16 protein-coding genes are annotated in these 25,779 nt (G+C 68.9%); 11 read left to right on the forward strand and 5 right to left on the reverse strand.

Features of this window, described 5'->3' with window-relative positions; translation table 11 throughout:
* Both VGV60_15880 and VGV60_15885 read left to right on the forward strand, forming a co-directional pair.
* Positions 1-788: hypothetical protein (locus tag VGV60_15880; protein ID HEV8702750.1), on the forward strand; the 788-nt coding region annotated here is incomplete at its 5' end.
* Positions 789-832: 44 nt separating this feature from the next.
* The gene (locus VGV60_15885) at positions 833-2,026 is read left to right on the forward strand and encodes an FAD-dependent oxidoreductase (GenBank protein ID HEV8702751.1); all 1,194 of its coding nucleotides are present in this window, start codon (positions 833-835) and stop codon (positions 2,024-2,026) included.
* On the opposite strand, the gene VGV60_15890 is transcribed toward VGV60_15885, so the two are convergent.
* Positions 2,027-4,084 carry a cation:proton antiporter gene (locus VGV60_15890; GenBank protein HEV8702752.1) on the reverse strand — a complete coding sequence of 686 codons (2,058 nt, stop codon included), beginning with the start codon at positions 4,082-4,084 and terminating at the stop codon, positions 2,027-2,029.
* 240 nt (positions 4,085-4,324) lie between these two features.
* Positions 4,325-7,789 carry a kelch repeat-containing protein gene (locus tag VGV60_15895; protein HEV8702753.1) on the reverse strand — a complete coding sequence of 1,155 codons (3,465 nt, stop codon included), beginning with the start codon at positions 7,787-7,789 and terminating at the stop codon, positions 4,325-4,327.
* 242 nt (positions 7,790-8,031) lie between these two features.
* Between VGV60_15895 and VGV60_15900 the strand changes: the two genes are divergently transcribed.
* From VGV60_15900 to VGV60_15920, 5 genes are all read left to right on the forward strand, one after another.
* A complete protein-coding gene (locus VGV60_15900) occupies positions 8,032-8,181 on the forward strand; it encodes a hypothetical protein (GenBank protein HEV8702754.1) in 150 nt (49 codons plus the stop codon).
* Positions 8,182-8,242: 61 nt separating this feature from the next.
* Complete coding sequence (locus VGV60_15905) at positions 8,243-8,404, forward strand: hypothetical protein (GenBank protein HEV8702755.1); 162 nt, start codon at positions 8,243-8,245, stop codon at positions 8,402-8,404.
* A 100-nt stretch (positions 8,405-8,504) separates the two neighbouring features.
* Positions 8,505-8,669: a hypothetical protein gene (locus VGV60_15910; GenBank protein ID HEV8702756.1), complete on the forward strand. Its 165-nt coding sequence runs from the start codon at positions 8,505-8,507 to the stop codon at positions 8,667-8,669.
* A 51-nt stretch (positions 8,670-8,720) separates the two neighbouring features.
* The gene (locus VGV60_15915; protein HEV8702757.1) at positions 8,721-10,967 is read left to right on the forward strand and encodes an efflux RND transporter periplasmic adaptor subunit; all 2,247 of its coding nucleotides are present in this window, start codon (positions 8,721-8,723) and stop codon (positions 10,965-10,967) included.
* A gap of 251 nt (positions 10,968-11,218) precedes the next feature.
* Complete coding sequence (locus VGV60_15920) at positions 11,219-12,313, forward strand: hypothetical protein (GenBank protein HEV8702758.1); 1,095 nt, start codon at positions 11,219-11,221, stop codon at positions 12,311-12,313.
* Positions 12,314-12,345: 32 nt separating this feature from the next.
* Here the strand turns inward: VGV60_15920 and VGV60_15925 are convergent, their stop codons facing one another.
* Positions 12,346-14,046, reverse strand: coding sequence for a hypothetical protein (locus VGV60_15925; GenBank protein HEV8702759.1), 1,701 nt, complete (start codon positions 14,044-14,046; stop codon positions 12,346-12,348).
* 473 nt (positions 14,047-14,519) lie between these two features.
* On the opposite strand from VGV60_15925, the gene VGV60_15930 reads away from it, so the two are divergent.
* Positions 14,520-16,424, forward strand: a complete 1,905-nt coding sequence (locus VGV60_15930; protein HEV8702760.1) for a PQQ-binding-like beta-propeller repeat protein — start codon at positions 14,520-14,522, stop codon at positions 16,422-16,424.
* Positions 16,425-16,976: 552 nt separating this feature from the next.
* On the opposite strand, the gene VGV60_15935 is transcribed toward VGV60_15930, so the two are convergent.
* Together VGV60_15935 and VGV60_15940 are read right to left on the reverse strand one after the other, a co-directional pair.
* The gene (locus tag VGV60_15935) at positions 16,977-19,052 is read right to left on the reverse strand and encodes an alkaline phosphatase D family protein (protein HEV8702761.1); all 2,076 of its coding nucleotides are present in this window, start codon (positions 19,050-19,052) and stop codon (positions 16,977-16,979) included.
* Positions 19,053-19,172: 120 nt separating this feature from the next.
* Positions 19,173-22,499: an amidohydrolase family protein gene (locus VGV60_15940; protein ID HEV8702762.1), complete on the reverse strand. Its 3,327-nt coding sequence runs from the start codon at positions 22,497-22,499 to the stop codon at positions 19,173-19,175.
* Positions 22,500-22,990: 491 nt separating this feature from the next.
* Between VGV60_15940 and VGV60_15945 the strand changes: the two genes are divergently transcribed.
* The 3 genes from VGV60_15945 (at position 22,991) to VGV60_15955 (ending at position 25,768) form a co-directional block, all read left to right on the forward strand.
* Positions 22,991-24,346, forward strand: coding sequence for a GDSL-type esterase/lipase family protein (locus VGV60_15945; protein HEV8702763.1), 1,356 nt, complete (start codon positions 22,991-22,993; stop codon positions 24,344-24,346).
* 115 nt (positions 24,347-24,461) lie between these two features.
* Entirely contained in the window at positions 24,462-24,689 is a 228-nt protein-coding gene (locus VGV60_15950) for a hypothetical protein (GenBank protein HEV8702764.1), read from the forward strand.
* Positions 24,686-25,768, forward strand: a complete 1,083-nt coding sequence (locus tag VGV60_15955) for a PAS domain S-box protein (protein HEV8702765.1) — start codon at positions 24,686-24,688, stop codon at positions 25,766-25,768. The genes VGV60_15950 and VGV60_15955 overlap by 4 nt, the downstream gene beginning before the upstream one ends.
* Positions 25,769-25,779: the final 11 nt, after the last annotated feature.

A 25,779-nucleotide genomic window follows, 5' to 3' on the forward strand; every position in this document is an offset into this window, starting at 1 on the left:
TCAATGTGGGCGCCATCGTAGGTCTCTCACCGAACCTGAAGCCCGTGGCCGATCTCCTGGGAGTGGACGAGGCGACTGTCCAGACGGTCCTCGCGAGCTGGGGGCCCGGCAAGTTCGACGCCGAGCTGTTTCTCGACGGCAAGGCGTTCCAGCCCGACGGCCGGAGCGCGGCAACGCTGATCCCACCGGCGTTCGGCCTCGCCGGCGTCAATCTGCACACATGGACCGGCTATGGATCGGTCACGTACTGGAACACCTTCGTCGCCAACCTCGAGATGCACGGAAAGGGGACGTTCTACGACCCGCGCCTCGACGACGCGGTTCAGTTCCCCGTCGCGGCGCGGGCGGGATTCGGCAACGTGCGCAACGATCCCGATCTGATCACGCCAAAGCTCGCTCCCCTGCACCTGTACCAACTCGCGATCCCCGCTCCTTCACCTCGCAAGGGCAGCTTTGACCGCGAGGCTGCCACGCGCGGCCGGGTCGTGTTCAACGGCCCGGGTCGGTGCGCTTCGTGCCACGTTCCGCCGTTGTTCACCGAGCCTGGCTGGAACATGCACACCCCGGAAGAGATCGGCATCGATGCGTTCCAGGCCGAGCGGGCGCCCGACCGGCGTTACCGCACCGCCCCGCTCAAGGGACTGTGGACGCATACGAAAGGTGGCTTCTTCCATGACGGCCGTTTCGCGACGCTCGGGGATGTCGTCAATCACTATGACGGATTTCTTCGGCTCGGACTGAGCGACGGGCAGAAGCACGACCTGATCGAATACCTGAAGTCCCTCTAGAGGGCTATGATCTCGCGGTTTCCCGGTCGAGGAGGCAGAGGACCATGCCGAACACCAAATACCTGATCGTCGGGGGCGGCATGGCCGCGGACGCCGCCCTCCACGGAATCCGCGAGCGCGATCGCAGCGGCTCGATCGGTCTGATCGGCTCCGAGCCGCATCCTCCCTACAACCGCCCGCCGCTGTCCAAGGGTCTTTGGAAAGACAGGCCCCTGGAGAGCATCTGGCGCAAGAACGACGATCTGGGTGTGACGTTCCACCTGGGGCGGCGAGCCCGGCAGCTGGATGTCCAGACCAAGGGGGTCACCGATGACCAGGGGACCGTCCATACCTTCGACAAGCTGCTGCTGGCCATGGGCGCCACACCGCGCCGTTTGTCGTTCGGTGCCGAGCAGGTCATCTACTTTCGCACCCTGGACGATTACCGACGGCTGCGCGACCTGACGGAGCAGGGCCGACGGTTCGCGATCATTGGCGGCGGGTTCATCGGCTCCGAGGTGGCGGCCGCGCTGGCGATGAACGGCAAGGAAGTCGTGCTCGCCTTTCCCGGCGAGGGCATCGGCAGCCGTGTGTTTCCGTCCGATCTCGCCAGATTCTTGAACGACTACTACAGCCAGAAGGGGGTCGAGGTCCTGGCCGGGACGTCCGTGGTCGGCATGGAAGCGCGCCAGGAAAGGTCCATGCTGAGAATTCGCAACGCTCAGGACGGGAGCGAGCGGGAAGTCCGGGTCGAGGGCGTAGTGGCCGGGATCGGCGTCCAGCCTAACATCGAGCTCGCCCAGGCGGCCGGGCTGAAGGTTGAAAACGGCATTCGGGTGGATGCTTCCCTGCGCAGCAGCCATCCGGACATCTACGCGGCGGGAGACGTGGCCAGCTTTCATAATCCCGCGCTGGGCCAGTGGCTGCGCGTCGAGCACGAGGATAATGCCAATACGATGGGCGGAATGGCAGGCCGGGCCATGGCGGGCGAGACGGTCTCTTATGACCACCTCCCGTCGTTTTATTCGGATCTCTTCGAGCTCGGATACGAAGCCGTCGGTGAAGTTGACGCGCGTTTGGAGACGGTGGCGGACTGGAAAGAGCCCTACCGTGAGGGCGTGATCTACTATCTGAGAGCCGGCCGGGTGAGAGGCGTGCTCCTGTGGAACGTCTGGGAGCAAGTAGACGCGGCCCGGCGGCTCATCGCAGAGCCTGGCCCGTTCGTGGCCGCGGACCTCAAGGGGCGGCTGCCGGCCTAATCAGCCACCGGTACCCGGGGTCGATCGAGGCGGCGTGCTCGTTGCAAGAAGTTCCCGGGCGCTCTTCCGCTGGAAGGCGTCTCCCAGGAGGAAGACGTCGTCACCGGCCTGCAGCTCTTCGTCGGGAGAGGGGTTCACGACCCGCTGCCCTCCGCGCCCGATGGCGACGACGCTCGCCCCGGTGCGGCTGCGGATCTCGAGCTCGCGGATGCGCCGACCGAGCGCACGCGCCGCGGCCGGGATCGAGACTCTTTCGAGTTCCATCTCGTGTGGCAGGTCGTAAAGCGGTGCGGGCTGGTCTCCATGCTGAGCGGCGATGGAGTCGATGGGGGCATGGAACGCCAGGGCGGCCCGTTCGTAGAGTGCGGCGACGGGTCGCCACGCGAACACCGTGGCTCCCGTGAGCACCAGCAGCAGGGCCACCAGCGCGGGCCAAGGTGGGAGGATGGCGGAGCTGAGCAGCAGGACGACGATCGTGATGCCGATGCTGCCGGCAAGAATCACCGTGGTAGAGATGATCGCCCGGCTCGTGTCGGCCTGCTCGTGGGGCTCGCGCCGGGGAACGCTCATTCCGGCCAGGACCGTGCCCAGGGCCCTCAGGTTGCGGAACGCCACCACCAGAACGGGCAGGCTCAGGACGAGCGCCGATCCCCAGAGGAACGTCCGCTCCCCTCCGAGCCAGTCTGGAAATCGCGCGAGCGAGACACTCATCTTCGGCCAGGCGGCCCGGGCCGAAAGGAACACGGCCATGATGATGCCCATGTTCATGAGCAGTCGCAGGGCGAGGCGGCGGAGCAGACGGGCGCCGGCGGGAGGTTCGGTCGACTCCCCCAGGCGCCGGACGTGTGTGCCATAGAGCTCGATGGCGGCGAGGACGCTCCTCGGGGCGGTGCGTTGGAGCGCTCCGGCGAACGGGTCGGACCAGCGCATCATGTACGGCGTGAGAAACGTCGTGATCGCCGAGACGCAGACCACGATCGGGTAGAGGAACTCTCCCGTCACGCGCAGCGAGATGCCCAGGGCGGCGATGATGAACGAGAACTCGCCGATCTGCGCCAGCCCCATCCCCACACGCAGAGACGTCCGGATGTCGCGCCCGCAGAGCAGGGCGCCCAGGGCGCACGTGAGGACCTTCCCCACCACGATCGCCAGGCTGATGGCCACGATGGGAACGGCGTGGGTGCCGATCAGGCGGGGATCGATCAGCAGCCCGATCGCCACGAAGAACACGGCGCTGAACATGTGACGGATCGGCTCGGTGAGGCCCTGCACCCGGCCGCTCTCCCGGGACTCCGCGATGAGCGCGCCGATGATGAAGGCGCCCAGAGCGACGCTGTAGCCGAGCTTGGCGGAGAGCAGCGACACGCCGAAACAGAGACCGAGCACCGAGATGAGGAGCATCTCATCGCGCCGAAGTCGGGCGATGGCGCTCAGCAGAAGCGGAACGATCAGCAAACCCGGAAGCACCAGGATCCCCACGAAGGCGGCCAGGCGGCCGATGGTCAGCAGGATCTCCGCCGGATCGACGCGCCCCGACGTGGCGAAGCCGGTCAGGAAGGCAATCATGGCGATCCCGACCAGGTCCTCGACGATCAGGATGCCGAAGATGAGCTGGGAGGCCTCTTCCTTCGTCCGGCCGAGCTCCTGAAGGGCCTTGACGATGATCGTCGTGGAGGAAATGGCGATCATGGCCCCCAGGAACATGCTGTCGATCTCGCTCCATCCGAAGGCCCGCCCTATCGCGTACCCGGCGCCCAGCATCATCACGATCTCGAGCAGGGCCGCGAGCAGGGAGGCGACGCCCACGCGCCGCAGGCGACGCAGGCTGAATTCGAGACCGAGGGAGAACATGAGGAAGATGATCCCCAGCTCCGCCAGAGTCTCGATCGCCTTCTGGTCGGTGATCAGCGGAAAGGGAGGCGTGTGGGGCCCGATGATGATGCCGGCGATCATGTAGCCGAGCACCACGGGCTGCCGCAGCTTCTGGAAGACGACCGTCACGACACCCGCGACGATCATGACGACGGCGAGATCTTCCAGGAAGGTCAGCGTGTGCATAGGTCGTGTGCCCCTGTGGCCAGTCAGGTTGGCTGCGAGTCCACTTTAGGGGGCGCCGGCAGGATCCGTCAACGGGCCCTGTCGCGAGCGCATGCGCCGTCAGGGGTCGGGCTTGGCGAGGATGTGGGGGTGCGAGGCTTCAGATGACCCGGGCAGTCTCGCGATTCCGGTTTCCAACCAGTCTCGAGTTCGAGGGATTCGATCACGTGCGGTCGGGACTCTCTCGGTCCCCGCGCCAGGTCAGGGCGGGGTCGGGCACGGCGCCCCGTTCGGGATCGCCACTCCGGACGACGCGAACCCGGGCGGGCTCTCGGCGCAGTCGGACTCTCCGCTGACCAGGTAGAAGAACGCTCTCCCCGGAGCGGGCGCCGCCGGGTCGGTGCTCGTCTGCGCCCCGTCCCCCGCCGCGTCGGCGCTCTCGAAGCAGATCGTGTCGTACACGGCGCCGGGCAACCGGCTGGCGAGCATCTGCGCCGGGATCGTCCCGCGGTAGGTGTTGGAATGGGTGGCGCCCGCACCCCCGCTCCCCGACCACGACAGGACCGCCTGGCTCGTGAACAGGATCGGGTCGGGAGCGCCCGGCACCGGAACGGTGTGGGTGCACCCCAGGGCGCCGCAGAGATCGATCGTGCAGGCGTCGCCGTCGTCGCAGGTCACGGGTGGGAAGCGGCACTGGTGCGTCGCCTCGTCGCACACGTCTTCCGTGCACGGATCGCCGTCGTCGCACGCCCCCGGGCAGCCGCCGCCCGCGGCGGCGGCGAGGTTCCAAAGGCTCGCGCGCGAGGTCAGCACGGCGATGGCGACGTCGCCGGTGCCCCCGACGTAGCCGCGCGACGCGACGCACGGATCGGGCGAGGCGACGCCCGGGACGCCTGAGCAGTCGGGCACGAGCACCGGCGCGCCGCCGTCCTCCGAGCGGAAGACGGCGATCGACGCGGGCGTCAGCCCGGCAACCAGCGACGCGTCGATGGTGAAGGTGATCGCGAGCGGGTTGGCGGCGGTCGTTCCCGCCGTGGCGGTGATCTCCACTTGCTGGCCGAGGAACTGATATCCGGACGGCGCCGACGCCGACGCGGTGCTCTCGGCGATCGTCACCTCGCCGCCGCCCGCGCCGGGTGGCACCGCGACCGTGGTCTCGACGGGATCGGCGGCGGTGGGGCCGGCGGACGCCGGGTCGGTCGTCGCGGTGCCGCCGGCCGGACCCAGGGAGACCGACGTCGCGTCGGGCGCGGCGGCGCCCCCCTGCGGGACGGCGACGTGCGAGGGATACGACCACAGGCCCGCGCCCAGTGCATTCCTCGCCCTCACGGTGAAGGTGTACGGCACCCCGTTGACCAGGCCGTCGAGCGGCACCGTCGTGAGCGACGCGCTGACCCCGATCTGGATGGCGCCGGGCTCCGCCTGGACGGTGTACTGGGTGACGGGGCTGCCGCCGTTCCATGCGGGCGGCGTCCACGACACGAGCGCCATCTGATCGCCGGCCGCGGCGACGACGTTGCGCGGCTGGCCCGGAGGCCCCGGCGGGAGCGTGAGGATCTCGGCGCCCTGCAGGCTGGCGCTCCCGCTGAACCCTCCGGCGACCAGCACCCGCGCGTCCAGTAACGTCGTCGCCGTGTGCCCGTCGCGCGTGACGCTCAGGTTGGCCGTCGGCGTCCAGGTGTACGCGATCGGGTCGAAGATTTCGGCGCTCGCCATCCGCCCGCTGCCGCTGTGCCCACCGGCAAGCAGCACGCGGCCGTCGAGCAGGAGCGTCGCGGTATGCCGGACGCGCGGCCAAATCGTCGAGCCGGCGGAGGCGAACCCGTCGTTCGCCGGCTCGTAGACCTCGGCGGTCCTGAGAACGTCGGACTCTCCATACCCGCCGACGATCAGCACGTGGCCGTCGTACAGGAGCGTGGCGGTGTGCCCGGCGCGCGCGATGGCCATGGAGCCGGTCGGGCTCCACGCCCCGGTTTTCGGGTCGTAGATCTCGGCGCTGGCGAGCGGCTCGAAGGTCGTCTCGTCCCAGCCGCCGGTCACCAGGATCTTGCCGTCCAGGAGGAGCGTCGCGGTGTGGGAATCGCGGCCGGTGGCGAGGCTGCCGGTCGGCGCCCAGGCCCCGGCCGCCGGCGCATACAGCTCCGACCCGGTGAGCGAGACGTACGGCCCCTGATCGAGCCCGGCGGCGACGAGGACGCGGCCGTCGTCGAGGAGGGTCGACGTGTGCGAGTCGCGCGCCTCGGACATCGGCCCGGCGGCCGACCAGTGCCCGGCGGCGGGGCTGAACAGGCGTGCGTCCGCGATCGAGGTCCCCGCCGCGTCGCTGTACCCGCCCGTGACCAGCACCCGCCCGTCGGCGAGCCGCGTCGCGGCGTGCGACATCCGCCCCTCGGTCATGTCCCCCGCCGCCGTCCAGCCGTTGCTCGAGGGCGTGTACCTCTCGGCAGCGGCGGTGGTGCCGCCGAGGAGCGCGCTGTCGCCGCCTGCGACGAGGACGTCGCCCGTGCCGAGGAGCGTCGCGGTGTGGTACGAACGGTCGGCCGCCATGTTGGCGGCCGGCGACCACGACTCGGGAAACGCGCCATACAGGTCCGCGGTGGCCTCGAATCGGCCGCCGGCGGCCAGGACCGAGCCGTCGGCGAGGAGCGTCGCGGCGTGATCGGCCCGGCCGCCGCCCAGGCTGCCCGCCGGCGACCACGCGCCGGTCGCCGGGTCGTACAGCAGCGTCGTCGCCAGCGGCGGGCCGCTGATCGGCGCACCGCCGGCGGCGAGCACCCGGCCGTCCGGCCGCAGCGTCGCGGTCAGGCCGTAGCACGCCGTCCCCAACCCGCCGGTCGGGGACCACTGGTTCGTCGCCGGGTCGTAGATCTCGGCGGACTGCAGGGGCGCCCCCTGCCCGTAGCCCCCCGCGACCAGGACCCGCCCGTCGGCCAGGAGCGTCATGGCGTGGTGGTAGCGGCCGTTGGCCATCGTCCCCGCGGCGGACCATGTGCCGGTGGTTGGGTTGAACACCTCCGCCGAGGCCAGAGGGATTCCCGCCCCGGGGCCGCCGGAGACCAGGACCCGGCCGTCGTCGAGCAGGACGGCGCGGTGGTAGGTGCGCGCCGTCGCCATGTTCCCGACCGACTGCCACAGCCCGGTCGCCGGGTCGTACACCTCCGACGACGCGAGCTGACCGGTGTTGCCGTTGCCGCCGCACACCAGGACGCGCCCGTCGAGGAGCCGCACGGCGGCGTGCCCGTTGCGCGCCGCGACCATGCTCGCCCCCGGCGACCAGGAGCCGCTCGCCGGGTCGTACAGCTCGACGGTGGCGTAGCGACCAGGAAGCGCGCTGTTGAACCCGCCCGTGACCAGCACCCGCCCGTCGGCCAGGAGGGTCGCCGTGTGCTCGGACCGCGCCGACGCCAGGCTGCCGGTCGCCGCCCACGAGCGCGACGCCGGGTCGTACGCCTCGGCGGTCGCCGTCGTCGTCTGCGGGCCGTCCCTGCCGCCGGTCGCGAGCGCCCGTCCGTCGGCGAGGGTGGTCAGCGTGAAGTACGCCCGGGCGGAGACCATCCTTTTGGTGCCGCCCCAGGCGTCGGCGGCGAGCGCGGGCGCCGCGGCGGCGGAGAGGGAGAGCACCGCGAGCGCGACGCGCGCGGCGGCCGCGGCAGGGGCGGCACGCCGGGAGGCGTGCGCGGGCGTGGGGCCGGAGCCGAGGGCAATGGACGGGGTGGCGGACTGCATGTTTGGCACCATGCCGAATAGTACGCATTCGGGACCCCGGAGGGGTCAGGGCGGTTTCACTGGGTGGACCGCGGTCCGGCCCGGTCCCGATCGCCCTCCGGCGGGTGGGGCGGTCACCAGCACCCGCGCGCTCCTATCGAGCCTCGTTCCGTGGTTCCCCTCGTCGCGATTCAGGAGATCTCCGGATAGGCGGCGCTTCCGGTCGGGTCTAGGCTGCCAGCAGGTGAAAGGAGGTGATTCGAATGGCGAAGAAGATCCATCTCGAGATCGAGGTGCTCGAGGAGCGGATCGCGCCGAGCGGTCTCGGCAACCCGGGCAACAACAACCCGCCGCTCAACAACACGAACAATCCGGGCAACGAGGGCACGGGCGGTCAGGTTTCGACTCCCTGAAGCGCGCAACGCTTCCAGCGAATTCTGACGAATGACCGTGGAGCAAGAAAGGAGAGACACGATGGATCTTCACGATCTGAAAGTCGAAGAACTCGAGGAACGGATCGCGCCCGACAGCATCAACGGTGTTCCCGGCGAGAGCAACGGAAATCCCGGGAACGAAGTATCCAACGGTTCCTCGCCGCAGCCGTCGAGCCACACGGCGGACTCGCACGGCAACTGAAGCAGAAGGGCGACGGCTCGTCGCGACGCGCGGCGGGCCGCCGCCCGCATCATGCCGCCCGGCCGTCGTGCCGGGTGGTCGCCAAGGGAGGTGACGGAGAATGGAATTGACGATCGAAGTCCTGGAGGAGCGGATCGCGCCGAGCGTCACGGGCACCGGAGGGTACGACGGCCAGCCCGGGAATCAGTGCAACGCCGGGCAGAATCCCTCGGGCAGCGCCAATCCCGAGGGAAGCGCGAACCCGGAAGGGAGCGCCAACCCGTAGGAGCAGGCTTGGTAATCCGGCCCCGTGGCCGGCCACCGGGCGGTTGAGGCGGTGGCCGGCGCGGGACGCGAGGCGATCATGGAGATGCAACCCGCGCGGCTCAGAGACGACCTCGTCTTCAGCACCCAGGAGACGCCCGAAGGGCTCTTCCACATCGTCAAGGATCCTTCGACGGGCCGGTTCTTCCGATTCCGCGAAGCCGAGTTTTTCATCCTCAAGCACCTCGAGAGCGCGGCCGACCCCGGGACCATCCGCGCGAAGCTGGAAACGGAGTGCGCCGCCGCGGTGCCTCCCGGCGCGGTCGAGCGGTTCATCGACAGGATCCGATCGCTCGGCCTCATCGCGGGGCTGGAGACGGGAACGGGCCGGCCCGCGGAAAGCCGCGGCAGGATCCGCGGCAATCCCCTCTATCTGAGGGTCAAGGTCTGCGATCCGGATCGGCTCTTCGGCGCTCTCGCCCCGAGACTCGGGTTCTTCTTCACACCGGCCTTCCTGCTGAGCGCGACGGTCCTGATCCTCGCCACGATCGGGTGGAGCGTCGCGCACACTCAGGAGCTCGCCCAGGATCTCGGCCGGCTCCTGCAGCCGCCGGTCCTTCTGTTCGCCTGGTTGATGGTGTTCGCAGTCACAATCCTGCACGAATCGGCTCACGGAATCACGTGCAAACGGTTCGGCGGCGGCGTGCACGAGGTGGGGGTCATGCTGATCTACCTGCAGCTCGCGTTCTACTGCAACGTCAGCGATGCCTGGCTCTTTCCGCAGAAGGCGAAGAGGCTCTGGGTCACTTTCTCCGGAGCGTTCTTCGAGCTGTTCCTGTGGGCCCTGGCGACGGTGACTTGGCGCATCACGGAGCCGGACACGTGGTTGCACCTGGCGGCCCTGGTCGTGATGGCGACCTCGGGAGTGAAGTGCCTGTTCAACCTCAATCCGTTGATCAAGCTGGACGGCTACTACCTCCTGAGCGATTTCCTGGACGTCCCGAACCTCAGGTCCAAGGCGTTCGCGTATCTCGGGAACTTCTTCGGGCGGCTGTGGGGCCGCCCGCCCTCGGGGACGGGCAACGCGACGCCGCGCGAGAAACGGATCTTCATCGTCTACGGTCTGCTGGCTTCCGTGTTCTCCTTCCTGATGCTCGGGCTGATCCTGCTGCACATCCAGGATCGCCTCGTGGCGCGTTACCAGGGTATCGGGTTCCTCATCTTCGCCGCGATCGTCGCGATCCTCTTTCGCAACCCCCTTCGCCGGCTCCTGTCCCGGCCGGTCGCCGCGCTCGCGCCCACCGGCGCCGCGTCGATCTGGAAACGCCGTCCCGTGAGAGCGTCACTTCTCCTGGCGGCGGTTTTCGCGGCCGCCTGCTTCGGGCGCATGCCCCTCAAGGTCTCCGGTGAGTTCAAGATCATGCCTTCGCAGAACGCCGACATCGTCGCCCTGACGGACGGCGTCATCGAGGAGGTGCCGGTGGAGGAAGGGGCTCGAGTCGGGCCGGGCGATCTGATCGCGCGCATCTCCGACCGTGACTGGCGGGCGGAGCTCGAGAAGACCGAGGCGGAAATCCAGGAAAGACGGGCCACGCTCCGGGTGCTCCAGGAAAGGAGGGTGAGCGCCGGGGCCGCCGTCGAGAAGGGTCAGGAACGTCTCAAATACGGACGTGTCGCCTACCGCAGGCTGCAGACCCTGAGCAAACAGGGGCTGGTGTCGGCCAGGGAATTCGATGAAGCCGCGGAGCAGGTCGCGGTGAGGGGCAAGGAGCTGGACGAGTCCCGTTCCGCACTCAAGGGGGCCGGCGACGACGTCGAGGCGAACGAGGCGGCCGTGGCCCGCCTGGAGACGCAGCGCGAGTATATCGAAGGGCAGATTCGCCTCCTGGGGCTCGTGACGCCGCACGCCGGCGTGGTCGCCACCCCCCGGATGAAGGAAAAGATCGGCCAGTACGTGAAGAAGGGAGATCTGGTCGCCAAGGTTCTCGAGCTCAGCACGGTCACGGCCGAGATCGAGATTCCCGAGAGGGAGATCGCCGACGTGCGCGTGGGTCAGAGCGTCCTTCTGAAGGCGCGCGCGCTGGCGGGGCGGACATTCTCGGGGACGGTGACCGCCATCGCTCCGGCCGTCGCGTCGGCGGAAGGGCAGCCGTGGCTCAAGGTCGTCCGCGTCACTACGGCCCTGGACAACGCCGACCAACTCCTCAAGGCGGAGATGACCGGGACCGCGAAGATCATCTGCGGCCGGAGGTCGGTCCTCGACCTCCTGACACGCCGGCTGGCGCGCTATTTCCGCGTCGAATTCTGGTCGTGGTGGTGAACCTCCGGGCTCCCGCGGTCCGATCTGGGGGGGGGAGACGGAATATCGTATTCTCGAGGTTGCATTTTGGCCGCCGGAGCGTACTCTTCGGGGAGTCGAGGAAACAGGCTGCCCGACCGGTACTTGGAGGCGTCGCCATGCGAACCGCTCTCTCGTGTGCTTTGCTGTTCGTTCTCGCATCACGGATTCCCGCAGGCGCCCAGGATTGCTTGCCGCACTGGGACGCGAGCCAGCTGGTGGGGACCCCGGGGATGCCGGCTGAAGTCCGGAGTCTGGTGGAGTTCGACGACGGGTCCGGCGCGGGGCTGTACGCCGGCGGTTTCTTCCTCACGGCGGGCGGCCTCCCCGCCGCCCACATCGCCCGCTGGGACGGGCAATCCTGGTCCGAGGTGGGCGGCGGCACCGACGGGGCCGTCCTCGCCACGGCGGTCTTCGACGATGGCCGCGGTCCGGCGCTGTATGCCGCAGGGAACTTCCTCGAGGCGGGCGGGGTCCCGGCCAACCGCATCGCCCGGTGGGACGGACGGCAGTGGTCGCCGCTCGGGGATGGCCTCAACGGCGAAGTCCGGGCCCTCGCGACCTTCGACGGGCCGGATGGTCCGGCGTTATACGCCGGCGGACTGTTCACCGCGGCGGGAGGGACGGTCGCGCTGGGAGTCGCCAGATGGGACGGGACCTCCTGGTCCGCGCTCGATAACGGAGGCGTCAACGGATACGTCCTGGCGCTGAAGGTATACCAGGAGCGCGGCCGTCCCGCCCTGTTCGTCGGCGGGAGCTTTCTCTTCGCAGGCCGCGTCTCGGCCAACAACATCGCCCGCTGGAACGGCCGCGTGTGGTCCGCGGTCGGCGGCGGATTGTTCGGCTACGGACCCGATCTTTCCGAGGTCCGCGCCCTGGAAGTGTTCGACGCCGGCGCCGGGCCGGAGCTGTACGCCGGTGGCATCCTGGCCACGGCCGGCAGGCCGAAGGGAATCAGCACCGTCACCATCGCCCGGTGGGACGGAAAAGCCTGGTCCGGCGTCGGAGGCGGCCTGTTCTATGGCGGCATTCCGGCGACGGCGCGGGCGATGGCGGTCTTCGACGACGGATCCGGAAAGGCGCTGTACGTCGGCGGCCAGTTCACCAGCGCGGGAGGCCTCGCCGTCGGGAGAATCGCCCGATGGGACGGGACCGCATGGTCGGGGCTGGACGGCGGTGTCAGCGGCGGCCCCGGCGGGATCCCGGCGGTCGACGCGCTGGCGGTCTTCAACGACGGCGTTCAGGAATCGCTGTTCGTCGGCGGCAGCTTCACCCAGGTCGGCGACGTCCTCGCAAACGATATCGCGACGTGGCGCGGCTGTCCGTGACACGCAATCTCCCTGGGCCGCCCGAACTGGCTTCATGGCCCCTCTCCACCAGCCCGACGGAGGAGCTCGTAGACGTCGACGCCGGCCCGGTCGTCGCCCCCCAGCCAGCGCAGCCGCCCGCCGCCGGGGCCGGAGAGCACGCGCCCGCGCTCGAGGTGGCGCCGCGAGACGAGGACGACGCGGGCGCCCGCGGTCTCGAGCCCGTCCAGGCAAGCGGCCTCGGGGAACGCCAGGCAGCGCCGCCACAGATCGTAGTAACGCGTGGGGAAAAAGCCCGAGTAGCCGTTCAAGAGCGGCCGCCCATGGGCGCGCGCCAGCAGCATCTGCTCGGTGACCGCGACGTGATCGGCGAAGTCGAGGCTCGCGGGGAAGGGAATATAGACGGCGGGGCCGGCTGGAGCGATGCGAGCGACGATGTCCAGCCAGCCACGATGGTCCTCCGTTCGCGGGGGCGCCGCAAAGCCCTGGTCGCGCGGCCAGATCTCGATCACGGACGCGCAGGCCAGCGCGGCCAGGAGCGCCGGCCGGTGCCACTTCGCTCTCCATCGCATGCCGCGCAGGCGCTCACCGAGCATCCACAGGCCGTCGGCCGCCAGCAACACGAGGGCCAGGTCCACGAAGAAGCCGGCCCGATGCAGGTTGCGAACCTCTCCGAAGCCGGGAACAACGGCGGACAGCAGTGCGTGAAGTGAGACGGGCCCGAGGTGAGCGCGCGGGCCGAAGCTGACGACCAGGGCGGCGCCCGCGAACATCAGGCAGAAGCGCGTCCACCGCCGATCGCGCGACCAGCGGATGGCTGCCAGGCCCAGCAGCAGCTTCAGCGTTCCGACGAAATACGCGCGATGTCCGTTGTCGGGCACGCGAACGCCGGGAAGCGGGACGAGCTGCGGCCACGCCACGCGCGCGTAGCGCTCGGCGCCGGCCGAGAGCCTTTCCAAATGGACGGCCGGGCGCGACAGCGCGTGCGCCTTTCGCGCGGCGATCTGACCGGCGGCCAGCGGGGCGATGAGGACCGCGAACGCGAGCCCGCCCGCGGCGAGGCCTGCCACCGCCCGCCGGGACCACACCCGGCGATCGCACAGCGCCCAGCCGGCCAGGAGCAGCACGACGGCCACCAGGACACCGTACTGGCCGCACAGCACGTACGTCACGCCGAGCGCCACGCCGAGCGCGAGGCCGCGCCGCAGCCCGGGCTCGCCCCCGAAGCGCTCGACCGCCGCCAGCGTCGCGAGGACGCCGGCCAAAGTCACCAGCGGCAGCACGTCGAGGTTCGCGTGCACCGGCGGCAGCATCACCAGCATGGCGCCGCCCGCCAGCGCGACCGGCCAGGGCCTGCCCAGGCGCTGCAGCAGCCGGCTGCCCGCCAACCCTGTGGCCACGAGAGAGGCAAGGAGCACCACGTTGTAGGCCGTCACCAGCGAACCGCCCGCGAAGGTCACAGGCGCCGCGGCGATCCCTTGCAGAGGCATCGGCTCGGACAGCGCGAACGTATAGGGCGCAGGGTAGAGGATCGGGGCGTTCCAATAGCCGGCGAAGAGATGGGGCAGCCGGTCGAGGTTCCAGCCCAGCTCCCACAAGCAGAAGAACGCCACCGTCGGGGCGCGGTCGCCACCGAACGGCACCGTGTCCCCCAAGCGCAACACGAGCGGCCAGGTGGACGCGACCGCCAGCGCGCCGAACACGGCGGCCTCGACGAGCATCCGGCGCAGCATCGCGGCGGCCGGCGCGTTCATTCGCCGACTTCGCCGCGATCGCCGCTCTTCACGAGGACCTTCGAGGGGGACGCGCTCTACGGACGCCCGGAGCCAGTGTGAACGAACCTGCACTGGTTGGAACTTCCGCTCGGAGCATTCGCGTTCTCTGTGGTGATCATACTCCGAGACGGAACCGTTCTCACGCGCGCATTCTTCGGCGCCGCGATCCGCAGGCGGGATGGCGCCGCGCCCGACAGTCGCGCATGCGGCGTCACCATCTTGACGGTGAGTCGGGGGATGAACACCGAAGCTTGCACTTGCGCAGGCCGGCCACCAACTTGTTTGGGGTGGACCGATGTCACCACCAGGTCCACGGGAGGATCGCCATGGCCGCCGCATCCGTTCGTCGCACGCTCCTGTCGCTCTCGCTGGTCGCCGCGGTCTGCGCGGCGGCCCATGCCCAGGCCGTTGCGCCCGCTCCGTCCGGAGCGACCCCGGCGTGGACGCTCAAGGTGAAGGGAGACATCCGCTGGCAGCAGGTCACGCCGGCGGGCGCGCTCCTCGTCTCGACCGACGCCGCGCTCGCGGCCGTCGATATCGAGCGCGGGCAGATCGCGTGGGAGAAGCCCGAGCTCGGCGGGCTGCCGGCCGACAGCGTCCGCACGATCGAGGGGTCGCTCCTCATCGAGGCGGAGCGTCCGGGATTGCTGCTCGTCTTCGACCCGGTGACCGGCGCGGTCGTCTTCGATTCCCGGCGCCTGAACGTGACCCAGGTCACCACCCGTCGTGTGCTGCCGCAGAGCGGCACCCTGCTCGTCCACGGTCGGCGCGCGGCGGGACCGCCGATCGTGGCGCTGTACGATCTCTCGGCCGGCACGCAGCGCTGGGCCAGTGAATCGCTCTTCCAGCAAGGCGAGCCCAGGCGAACCGGGTTGGCCGGGCTCATGCAGAACGTGGTTCGCGCGGCCTCGGGATCCACCGCGCTGGAGATCCTGCAGGCGGGGCCGGACATGATCGTCGTGCACACGCTGACGGGACTGCGGGCGCTCGACGCGCGCACCGGCACTGTGCGCTGGTCCGCCGTGCTGCCCACCGCCCGCGCCGGCAACCCCGCGCGGCACGTGCGGCTCTACCCGTCGCGCAAGAAGCACGATCGCCTGTACGTGAGCTTCGACGACCGGCTCATGGCCTACGCCCTCGCCGACGGCCGGGCGCTCTGGGCCAGGCCCGCGCTGGTGGAGGGCTGGGTGCACGACATCGTGCAGCACCCGGATGGCATCGTCATCCTCCCGGAATCACCCCCGGCAGGCGAGGCGACGGGCAGCGTGCGGATCGTGAACGGTATTGTGCAGACGGGGCTGAACGTCGCGCGCTACGAAGATGGGACAACGATCGCCGCCAAGCCGCTGCGCATGCGCGGCACCGTGATGGACGCGATGATCGCCGGTGGCTCGGTCGTGCTCGCGGTGGACGCCGAGTCGCGCACGTTCGTGAACGTGCTGGACGTGGCGACGGCCACCGTGCGCCTGAAAAAGGATGTGAAGATCAAGGGCCGGCTCGACTACGCCGAGCTCACGCCTGCAGGGTTGCTCTACATCTCGCGGCCCGACGCCGCGACCAATGCCGAGGTGAACATCATCGATCTCGCGAGCGGCGAGCCCCGCTTCAAGGACGCCATCGAGAGCGGCAGGCCGTTGAGCTCGGGCGACTACAACGCCGCGCGCTACTCCCTGCATCATGCCGTGGAAGGACGAACGCTCTATGTGTTCGCCAGCCGCGACCACCGGCTGTACGCCGTCGATCGCGACAGCGGCACCTTCAAGGCGCTCGGCGGCGAGATCGAGATGCAGGGGGGCGAAGATCCGACCGACATGGAGATCCGGCCCTCGGGGCTCATCCTCATCGCGCCGCAGAACCTCGTGGTCGTGGCGCGGGATGGGCAGGTGAAGCATCAGACCTATTACCCGGCGCCGCGGCTTCCGGGGCTGCTGCGCGCGCTCTACGGGATCGAAGCCGTGCGGGCCGGACTGTACGGCGCCGCCGCCTCGGCTTACGGCGACGCCTTCGCCCAGGCATCGCGCACCGCCACGGATTCCAACACGCAACGCGCCGCCGGGGAGCTGGCGACGGCATTCACGCAGGGCGGAGCAGAGCTCACCGGCTATTCGCGCCAGGCGGCGGCGCTCGCCTCAAAGCGCTTCCGGGCGTCGCTCACCGTCCCGGGATCGGTCTTCATGTTGACGCCGGCGCCCGAGGGGAAAGGCAACGTGCTGCTTCAGGTCGCCAAGGACACCGCGCAGCCTCGGGCGCTAGTGGATCTGGGCAAGGAGCGCGAGCCGGTGTACGCCGTGGACGACGTCGCCGGCATGCTCTTCCTGCAGACTTCGCCGGGGACGCTGGTTGGATACCGGCTGTAACACGTGATGGTCTGTCCATAGGTCTCGCGCACGGGGTGCTCGCAGCACGCTCCTCCGCATTCCAGCTCCCTCGGGCGGTCAACAGGCCGTGGAGGTGCAGTGCCCGCCGCTCTTGGAACAGTTATAAGTCAGAGAAGTCGCGAGGCACGCTGCGGGCTTGCTTCCCTTGGGCTTATCGCAAATCTGCATGGAGCATCCGGGCGCAGCGTGCGCCATGCTCGCACCGAAGATCGAGAGAGCCGACTTGTAGGGCGTGCTACCCGACTTCAAACCGGCCGCGGGAGACATCGCGGCGAGAATCAGTACAACGACGGCGAATCGTGCCATTGAGCGCCTCGATGGGAACATGGTCTTGTCCTCCTTGCCGTTTCCTGTATCACGAACGCCGCATGGACGCAATGGGTGGAGGCGGGCGGCGTGATGCGGCGAAGATGCGGCCGGCGCTTGCCGTGAGGCCGGACAGCGTAACGGGAGGGACGGTCGGCACCGAGGACATGAGTGCCGCCGCGTGGAAGGCGTGTCAACAGGAATCGGCGGGATGACGGCCGGCTCCTAGACCGACAGCTCCGGATCCCCCTCGACGATACGCTGCTCGAGCCGCGGGCGCTCGCCCCTGGTCCAGAGCGGCGCCCGATGCACGACTCGATACCGCAGCGGGCCGCCGTCGGCGCCTTCGGAACGTTCGAGCGGTCGCGGAATGCACACGAACTCGCTCTCGATGGCATCGCTCGCGACCCGGACCGTCGCGTAGCCGTGGCCGCCCATGTCGACGAAGGAAAGGTGCGGTGCGAGATCGGGATTCGAGAGCTTGCGCGCCTTCTCGGCGCCGCCGGTCCTTCCGTATTCGAGGCACGTCCGCACGCCGTGCCGCAGCAGCAGGTTGATGGCCGCCTGCGGCCTGGCCCCGCCCGGCTGGTCGGCCAGAAACAGCGGACGCAACGGATGGTCCTTCGGAAAGCGGTGCTCGAAGGCTTCGACCAGGCCCGGCGCGGAGATCGAGCCGGTGATGAAGGCTACGCCCACCGGCTCGAATTGTGCCGGCGGCAGGGCTTTCGCCGCAAGCCCCGCCCAGAAGCTGTGACGATCCCCGGACACGGTCGCGAAGCCCGTGATGCCCGCGTCCCGGACGAAATCGTAGATCTCCGCGCGCTCCACGTAGGCGCCGCTGTGATCGCCGCCGCCGAAACCGGCGTAGCCGGCTCCGGGCCATGGCGTCGTGAGCCCGGCGGGAAGATTCTGCGGATCGGCGCGCCAGTCCAGAGTGCCGAGCGAGTTGGCCCATATCTTCCACGTCGCCTTCGAGGTGCGCAGGCGATTCAGGAACCAGGCCTTCTGTTCGGAGCCGAGAATGGTCTGCGGCGGGTCGTGCATGCGGAAGTTCGGCACGTCGGCCTCCCCGAAGCGGATCGTCGCCGGGGGGTGGCCGCCCGCGTACTCGCGGCCCGCGTCGAGGATCTCCTGAGCCTCCTGCGGAATGAGGTTCGGGAAATCATCGCTCGACAGGCGTTCGGCCTCGGGACGGTCGGTCGGCTCCTCCGATCGGTAGCTGTGCTGATCGGTGATGACGAGGTCCATGTTGCGGCCCCAGCGCAGGGCGCGATAGCCCGTGAGGCTGGCGATCGCGGCGAGATTGTTGGGCTCCTGCCCGAGGCCATGCGCGTCGAAGCGCGCGATCGGCGTATCGACGACGTGCGGCGGATCGAAGCGTTCGAGTGTCGTACCGCCCGGCTTCTTGATGCGGGCCGGCTGGTATTCGAACCACGCCTGATTGGCCGCGACCTTGCGCGTCTGCGCCGGGCGCGTCTGGCCGCCGAGCTTCAGCAGCGATTGCCATCCGAGCCAGGAAAACTCGTGGTTGTCCCACATGGCGACGAACGGCCAGCGGGCACGCGCGTCCTGCAGATCGGGATCGTGCAGGTAGGCCCGGTACACGGCGCGATAGTCGTCGACCGTCGTCGGGACGTGGAAGTCGGCGACCTTCTCCCCGTTCGCGTAACGGACGACGTCGCGAAGACGACGATCGTACATGCCCTGCGGCCGGTCCTCCGGGTACCAGACAATCTCGTAGATGAAGTCACCCAGATGGAGCACGAAGAAGAGGCGCTCCGCCTCCGGCGCACGTTGATCCTCGTCGATCATCCGGCGGTACGCGTTCTGCGCACCCTGATTGACGTTCTGACAGCTCACGAACGCGAAGCGCACCGGGCGCGTGTCATGGGCGCCGGGCGCGGTGATCGTGCGCCCGATACGGCTCCCCGATCCTGCCTCGTCGGTGAAGCGATACCAGTACGTGCGTGCGGGTTTCAATCCACCGGCGAGCACGCGGCACGTCCAGTCCGACGCGGCGCTGACCGTGGCGAGCGCCGTGGCGACGATGCGCGTGAAGGCCTCGTCCTCGGAGACTTCAACCGTCAGGCGGGCCTGGGTCGATCCGTCGCTCCTGGGATAACGCGTCCAGAACAGCACGCTGTCGGACTGCGGGTCCCCGGAGGCGACTCCTTCCGGAAAAAGGTCGCGCCGCTCACGCCATGGGACGCGCGATCGCCTGGCGTAGGCGCCGCCCCAGGCCAGCGACGCTCCGAGCGCCGCGGCGGCGGCGAAAAATTCTCTCCGGCTGAGCTTCACCATGGCCCGTCCTTCGGATCCCGCGCGGCAGCGCTCCAGGCTGGCCCGTCCCCCTCCGGCCCTCAGAACGAAGCATAGTATGCCCGCCCGGGTGGATGCCGCCAGCCCGGGGTGGCATTCCGGTCAGGGCCGGGGGTCCCAGAAGTCGTCGGGGCGGTCGTCCGACTGCAGGGCTTCCGGTCGCACCCAGTAATAGTCGCCGAATGGCTTGCGCTGCGGCCACACTTCGTCCAGCGTCGCGGCGTCATACAGGACGCCGTCCTGCATCACGTAGAGCGCGTCGGTGGTGTTGCGGATGTTGTCGAGCGGATTCGAGTTCAGCACCAGGAGGTCGGCCAGCTTGCCCGGCAGGAGCGAGCCGAGGTCCCGGTCGGCGCCGAGGAAGTGCGCCGGCTGGATGGTGGCCACCTCGAGCGCTCCCATCGGTCCCAGCCCCTCGGCGGCCATCCAGATGTCGAAGTGCGTGTCCATGCCGATGAACTGGCCATGCCCCCCGACCGCGCCGTATCCCCCCTCGGTGATGATGTCGGCCAGCGCCTGGGCGTACATCGCCGAGCCGTAGTCGCTGGCGGGACGCAGCATACGGCGGCGCGTGCGCGCCATGAGATCCCACGAAGGCAGGAAGCGCCGCAGTTTTTCGTCCTTCCAGAGGTCGCGCTCTGCGTAGAAGTACTGGTCGTCCCAGGGGCCGGGGCCGCTGGCGCAGAAGGTCGCGGAGTAGGTGGCCCGGGCCTGTCCCACGAACCGTGCGGCGTCGCGGTAGAGGGGAAGGGCCAGGATCTCATGCTCCCACCCGGGCTGGCCGTCCATCAGCATGCCGAGCTCGTGCTCGAACGAGCCCGACTCCCCCGTCACCATCACGCCTTTCTTCCTCGCCGCCTCCACGATCCACTGCCTTTGATCGCGCCGTGGGTTCATGTACTGCTTGATGGAAGAGGCCCCCCACGCGACCAGCCGGTTGACCTCGTGCTCGGCCGCATCGTAGCTCGCGATTTGCCTCGAGCGCTCCGACTCGAGCGACGCCGGGGTCACCTCGTCCGGATTCTCCCCGGCGATGGAGTCGCCAATCGCCTCGCCGGTGCTGAACATGCGCGGCCCGAGGGCGAGCCCTGCGCGGATCAGCTCGGCGTTGCTGAACACCGTGGTCGAGGTGGCGGACGGATCGAGGGCGGTGGTGACGCCGTAGGCGAGATAGATCACCGACTCGAAGTTATGGGGCGGGATGACGATCGCCTTCCGGTCGTTGAAATGCGCGTGCATGTCGATCAGCCCGGGGATGATCGTCTTGCCGGCCACGTCGATCACGCGGTCGGCCCCTGCGGTGTCGCACTCCCCGACGCAGAGGACCCGATTGCGCCGGACCACCACGTCTCCTCGTTCGAGGACCTTGCGGCCATCCATCGTGAGGATGCGGGCGCCCTTGAGGGCGATCGTCCCCTGGGGGAGAGCGCGCGGCACCTTCAGGCGGATGGGGGTGACGGAGGTCTTCCCTGACGGGCGGTGATGCACCAGGTAGAGGTTGCCGCTCCCGAACTCGAGCGAGTCGTTGTCGCGCCAGCGCGGGAACAGGCCGCCTTCCTCGGAGATCGTCCGCACCGGGAGCGCCGGGTTTTTCCTGTCCAGGATCACCGGAGAGGCGCCGCTCCCCAGCCATGGCAGCGGCGCGAGGTGAACGTTCATGTCGGACTGAAACGCGACCCAGCGTCCGTCGGGCGAGACCACCGCCTCGGTTTCGTAGGGGAACCGCAGGTGGACGCGCCGGTCGCCGCCGTCGGCCCCGAGCGAGACGAGGTCGGTCATGGTCTTCGTCGGTCCCGCCTCCTCCACGATGCTCTGCTCGAAGTAGAAGATCCTCCCATCCGGCCCGAAGCTCGCGCGCACGATCTGCACGGGATCGACGGGGGGCCGGACCCGGGTCACGACCGTGGCCGGGCCGCCCGCCGCCGGCAGCGACACCAGGTCGTACCATCGGTTCTCCGGCCAGGTGCGGCCGTGCGCGGTGGCGCCCGATCCGCGGGCGGCCACGATGCGCCTGCCGTCGGGGCTCCACTCCGGATTCAGGTACTCGCCGGTCTCGGTGGTGATCCTGCGCGGCGTCCCGCCCCGCGACGGGACCGTCCAGAGCTCGCCGCGGGCTTTTTCGTCCCAGGAGGCGAAGACGATCGACCGGCCATCACGAGACCAGGCCGGCGAGAGCTCGAACGGGGTGAAGCTCTCCGGCGTGAGGCGGCGCGGCGCTCCGTCCGGGAGATCCACGATCCAGACCTTGCCGACGGCATGGAACGCCACCCGCCGACCGTCCGGCGAGGAGGTCGGCCAGCGCAGCATGCGCGCCTCGAACGGATCGTCGGCGATGCGGAACGGCGTGTGCGCCATCTGCGAGATCGTCCGGTGCACGCGCGCCGTGAACGGAATCGTGGCGACCTTGCCGGTGCCGACGTCGAGGCGGCGCAGCCGGCCGCCCTGGGACAGGACGATGGAGCTGCCATCTCCGGCCCAGGCGTACCGGGGGAGCGCCCGCACGGAGAAGCGCACGCCCTCGGCGTTGTCGGCGTCGATCGGGTCCATCACCCGGCGCTCGGCGCCGCTCTCGAGATCGCGCACCCAGAGCGCCGTCCGCGGCCCGAATCGCCTGCCGTTCCGGGAGAGCGTGCTGTCGGGGATGCGGCGCGCGAAGGCGAGCGTCCGGCCGTCCGGTGAGATGTCCGGCGCGAAACCGCCGTCTCCGGGCCCTCCCGTCAGGCTGTCGGTCCGCCCCGTCTGCAGATCCATGCGCTCGATCTGCAGGCACCCCTGCGTCGCCTCGCCGAAGTGGCCCGCGCAGGCGTTGGACTGGAAGTAGACGAACTTGCCGTCGGGTGAGAGGGACGGCCCGCTGACCCCGGTCTTTTCCATGAGTCGCACACCGTCGCCGCCGTCGCGGTGATACATCCACAGGGTGGAGTAGTAGAGCCCCCGATGGCAGACGAGCTGCCTGCGAACGATGATGTACTGCCCATCCGGAGTCCAGACCGGCTCCTCGGAGCAGGCATCGGGATCAGTGAACACGGGCCGCGGGTTCGAGCCGTCCGCCTCCATGATCCACACGTTGTTCTGGCCTTTACGATCGGAGATGAAGGCGATCGACTTCCCGTCCGGGGAGTAGCGCGGCCCGTAGTTCAGGGCGATGCCGCTGTCCTGGGTGAGGCACTCGGCCTTCCCGCCGTCCGCCGGGACCCGATAGATGTGCGCCAGCAGGTCGAACACGATCCAGCGGCCGTCCGGGGAGATGTCCACGGACATCTTGGTCCCCACGTCGATCGAGAAGTCGATCTCGCGGGTCGCCCCTCGCGGACGCGTCACGTCCCAGGCCTCCTCGGCCCGTGGCGCGACCGCCGACGCCGCGAGAAGCGATACAGCGAGCCATGCGGTCAGGAGACGCATGGATCGGATGAGGGGGGTGACCGGCATCGATTTCGTCCCGTGGGACCGACGAGTCCGCTCTCTGGGGTTGCGAGTATACCTGAGGCGGACCAGGGGGCGGGACATGGCGAGTCCCCAGCCAGGCACTCGGCACTCTGATAGAATCCCGCCCTCGTCGTCGTCAACTCTCACGTCGCGGAGCCTCCCGATGGACCGACTTCTCAAGAACATCGCCTTCTGGACCCTGATCGCGTCACCGTCGAGTTTCACTACCCCCGTGAGTCCTCGATACTGACGACGGTTCTCTCCTGGATACCGATGCTCGTCCTCATCGGGGTCTGGATCTATTTCATGCGTGCGATGCAGGCCGCGCGCCGGAGATCGGGGAGCCAGCCCGGAACTCCGATCGGACCCTAGCACCATCGTTCCCAGCCAGTCGCCGCCCTCGGGATTCGGCGCGTCCGCGCGCTACCCGTCACGCAGGCCACATTGCGCGGGTAGACAAAAGGGCTAGAATCGTGGCGCGAAAGAGGGAATCTTTGAGCAAGGAGCGCTGGTTTGCAAACCTGGTCCTTCTGGCCGCTTCGGCAGCGAGCGCGGGGGCGGGCCTGCTGGCCTTTGGAACCGCCCGGAGCTTCCAGGTCGGGATGGCTCGGCAGGCGCTTCTCGTCGGCGGACCGTTCTGCCTGAGCGTCGCGCTTCTAGCCTGCATTCGGCTGCCGCTCCCCCAACGAGTGGCGCTGGCCATGACCCTTCTCTCGATTGCTGCGGCTGCCTACATCGCCGAGGCCTACCTCCGTGAGTTGCCGTTCCTGCGGGTCCGGCTGGCTGCCAGGCGGTTCGGTATTTCGTACGATGCTCGCAGTCAATTCGAGGTCGTGCGTGATTTCCGAGAACATGGCGACGACGCCTACCCGGCCGCCTTTCCCGCCTGGCAGGGATTGCCGTCCGAAGCGACGGCTCTTCTGCCTCTGGGTGGAATCGCGGGCGTGACGACCGTCCTGTGCAACGAAATGGGGCAGTACCTCGTGTACCGAAGCGACGAGCATGGGTTTCATAATCCGGAGGGAGTCTGGTCGTCGAGCCGGTTCGACGTGGCCGCGCTGGGCGACTCCTTCACACAGGGAGCCTGCGTCCCGACGGAACAGAATTTCGCGGAGCTGATTCGCCGAGAGCACCCCGCGACCCTCAACCTGGGCATGGTGGGGAACGGGCCGCTGCTGATGCTCGCCGGACTGAAAGAATTCCTCACGGAGGTCAAACCGCGAATCGTCCTCTGGGACTACATGGAAGGGAACGACGCAACGTTTGATCTGAACCGCGAGAAGCGCTTCGCCCGCCTGTCGGACTATCTGGTTTCCGGCCATCGCCAAGGCTTGCTCGACCGACAGCCCGAGTGCGATGCCTTACTGCGAGAGTTGGTTGGCCGGGAGTACGCCTCGACGCAGGCCGGCACGATGCACATGTCGAGACCGGGCCGGTATTGGCGACTCTGGTCTCTGCGGCAGGCTCTGGGGCTCCAGGTCGGGGAGACCCTTATGGACCCCGCCCAGGTCGATTTCCCGCTCTTCCGGCGAATCCTCGAAGAAGCACGGGAGACCACCCGGGGATGGGGAGGAACGCTCTATTTCGTCTACCTACCCGCCGAATCCCGGTATCACGAGGAAAAGTACCGCCGTGCGCATGATTCGATCCGCAGTCGGGTCCTCTCGATCGTCGAGGACTTGCAGCTCCCGCTGATCGATCTCCACCCCCCCATGTCGCGGCAACCGGACATCGCGGAGATGTACGCCTATCCCGGCGCGCATTACAGCCCGGCCGGGAACCGCCTCGTGGCCGAGACGATTCTCGAAGCTCTCCATTCGTCCGCGAGCGCCCCGCGATCGCGAGAGTGACCGGACCCCCGTCACCCCATTGACGGCGCTTCTTGACTACCCCCCTCGGGAAATATATTGCCTCCATACATCTGGTGCTCGGTCCTCTGTCCCGGCGTGGGGCCATGAAATGATGATGGATTTCCTGAGAAAGCTCTTCGCCACCGACTTCATGCCTCACGGACACTGCTATTTCTGGCAGCCGGAGATCGTCTGGCTGCACGTCGTGTCGGACAGCCTGATCACGCTGGCCTACTATTCGATCCCCGTCGCGCTGGTCTGTTTTCTGCGCAAGCGAAAGGACAGGAGGTCCTGGAGCGCCGGCGCGCCGAGACGGAGCTCTCCCGCGCGGCAGCGGAGCTGACGCGCTCCGAGGCCCAGACTCGCTCCATCCTCGAGACGGCCTTCGAGGCGTTCATTTCGATGGACTCACTGGGACGGATCACGGGCTGGAATGCCCAGGCCGTAACGAGCTTCGGCTGGAGCCGCGCCGAGGCGATCGGCCGGCCCCTCGCCGAGACCATCATTCCACCGCGCCACCGCGAGGCTCATCTCCGCGGACCGGCCCGCTTCCTTCACGCAGGAGAGGGCCCTGCCCTTAACAAGCGCATGGAGCTCACCGCGCTCCACCGGGACGGCCGCGAGATCCCGGTGGAAATCGTGATTTTCCCGCTGCGGCTGGGCGACACGCCGACCTTCAACGCGTTCCTCCACGACATCACCGAGCGCAAATCGGCCGAAGCGCAGCTCCTGCGCACGAAGGAGCAGGCGGAGTCGTCCAACCGGGAGCTCGAGGCCTTCAGCTACTCCGTGTCCCACGACCTGCGCGCCCCCCTCCGGACCATCGACGGTTTCAGCCAGGCGCTCATGGAGGATTGCGCCGACGAGCTCAGCGAGCGCGGACGCCAGCACCTCGAGCGCGTCCGTTCCGCCACCCAGCGCATGGGCCAGCTCATCGACGACCTGCTGAGCCTGTCGCACATCGCGCGTGTCGAGATGCGACGCACGGCCTTCAATCTCAGCGACCTCGCACGGCGCGTCGCGGATGAGCTTCAGAAGGGCCAGCCGGAACGCCGCGTCGAGGTCGCCATCGCAGAGGGCGTGGTCGCCGACGGGGACGGCCGGCTCCTGAAGGTCGCCCTGGAGAACCTCCTCCGCAATGCCTGGAAGTTCACGAGCAAGCGCCCCGTCGCGCACATCGAGTTCGGGGCCACGCAGGGGAACGGCGGCCGGTCCTTCTTCGTCCGCGACGACGGCGCCGGCTTCGACATGGAGTACGCCGGCAAGCTCTTCGGCGCCTTCCAGCGTCTGCATTCGGCCAAGGACTTCGAGGGAACGGGAATCGGCCTGGCCACGGTCGCGCGCATCGTCCAGCGCCACGGCGGCCGCGTCTGGGCCGAAGGCGCGGTGGACCAGGGCGCGACGTTCCATTTCACCCTCTGAGCCGTCACCCG

This window comes from Candidatus Polarisedimenticolia bacterium (genome assembly GCA_036001465.1).
Lineage (GTDB): Bacteria > Acidobacteriota > Polarisedimenticolia > Gp22-AA2 > Gp22-AA2 > Gp22-AA3.

Coding starts and splice junctions, on each gene's coding strand:
- VGV60_15940 (HEV8702762.1), bottom strand. CDS start 22,499: ATGCCGGTCACCCCCCTCATCCGATCCATGCGTCTCCTGACCGCATGG.
- VGV60_15895 (HEV8702753.1), bottom strand. CDS start 7,789: ATGCAGTCCGCCACCCCGTCCATTGCCCTCGGCTCCGGCCCCACGCCC.
- VGV60_15950 (HEV8702764.1), top strand. CDS start 24,462: ATGGATTTCCTGAGAAAGCTCTTCGCCACCGACTTCATGCCTCACGGA.
- VGV60_15905 (HEV8702755.1), top strand. CDS start 8,243: ATGGATCTTCACGATCTGAAAGTCGAAGAACTCGAGGAACGGATCGCG.
- VGV60_15920 (HEV8702758.1), top strand. CDS start 11,219: ATGCCGGCTGAAGTCCGGAGTCTGGTGGAGTTCGACGACGGGTCCGGC.
- VGV60_15925 (HEV8702759.1), bottom strand. CDS start 14,046: ATGAACGCGCCGGCCGCCGCGATGCTGCGCCGGATGCTCGTCGAGGCC.
- VGV60_15885 (HEV8702751.1), top strand. CDS start 833: ATGCCGAACACCAAATACCTGATCGTCGGGGGCGGCATGGCCGCGGAC.
- VGV60_15910 (HEV8702756.1), top strand. CDS start 8,505: ATGGAATTGACGATCGAAGTCCTGGAGGAGCGGATCGCGCCGAGCGTC.
- VGV60_15935 (HEV8702761.1), bottom strand. CDS start 19,052: ATGGTGAAGCTCAGCCGGAGAGAATTTTTCGCCGCCGCCGCGGCGCTC.
- VGV60_15900 (HEV8702754.1), top strand. CDS start 8,032: ATGGCGAAGAAGATCCATCTCGAGATCGAGGTGCTCGAGGAGCGGATC.
- VGV60_15890 (HEV8702752.1), bottom strand. CDS start 4,084: ATGCACACGCTGACCTTCCTGGAAGATCTCGCCGTCGTCATGATCGTC.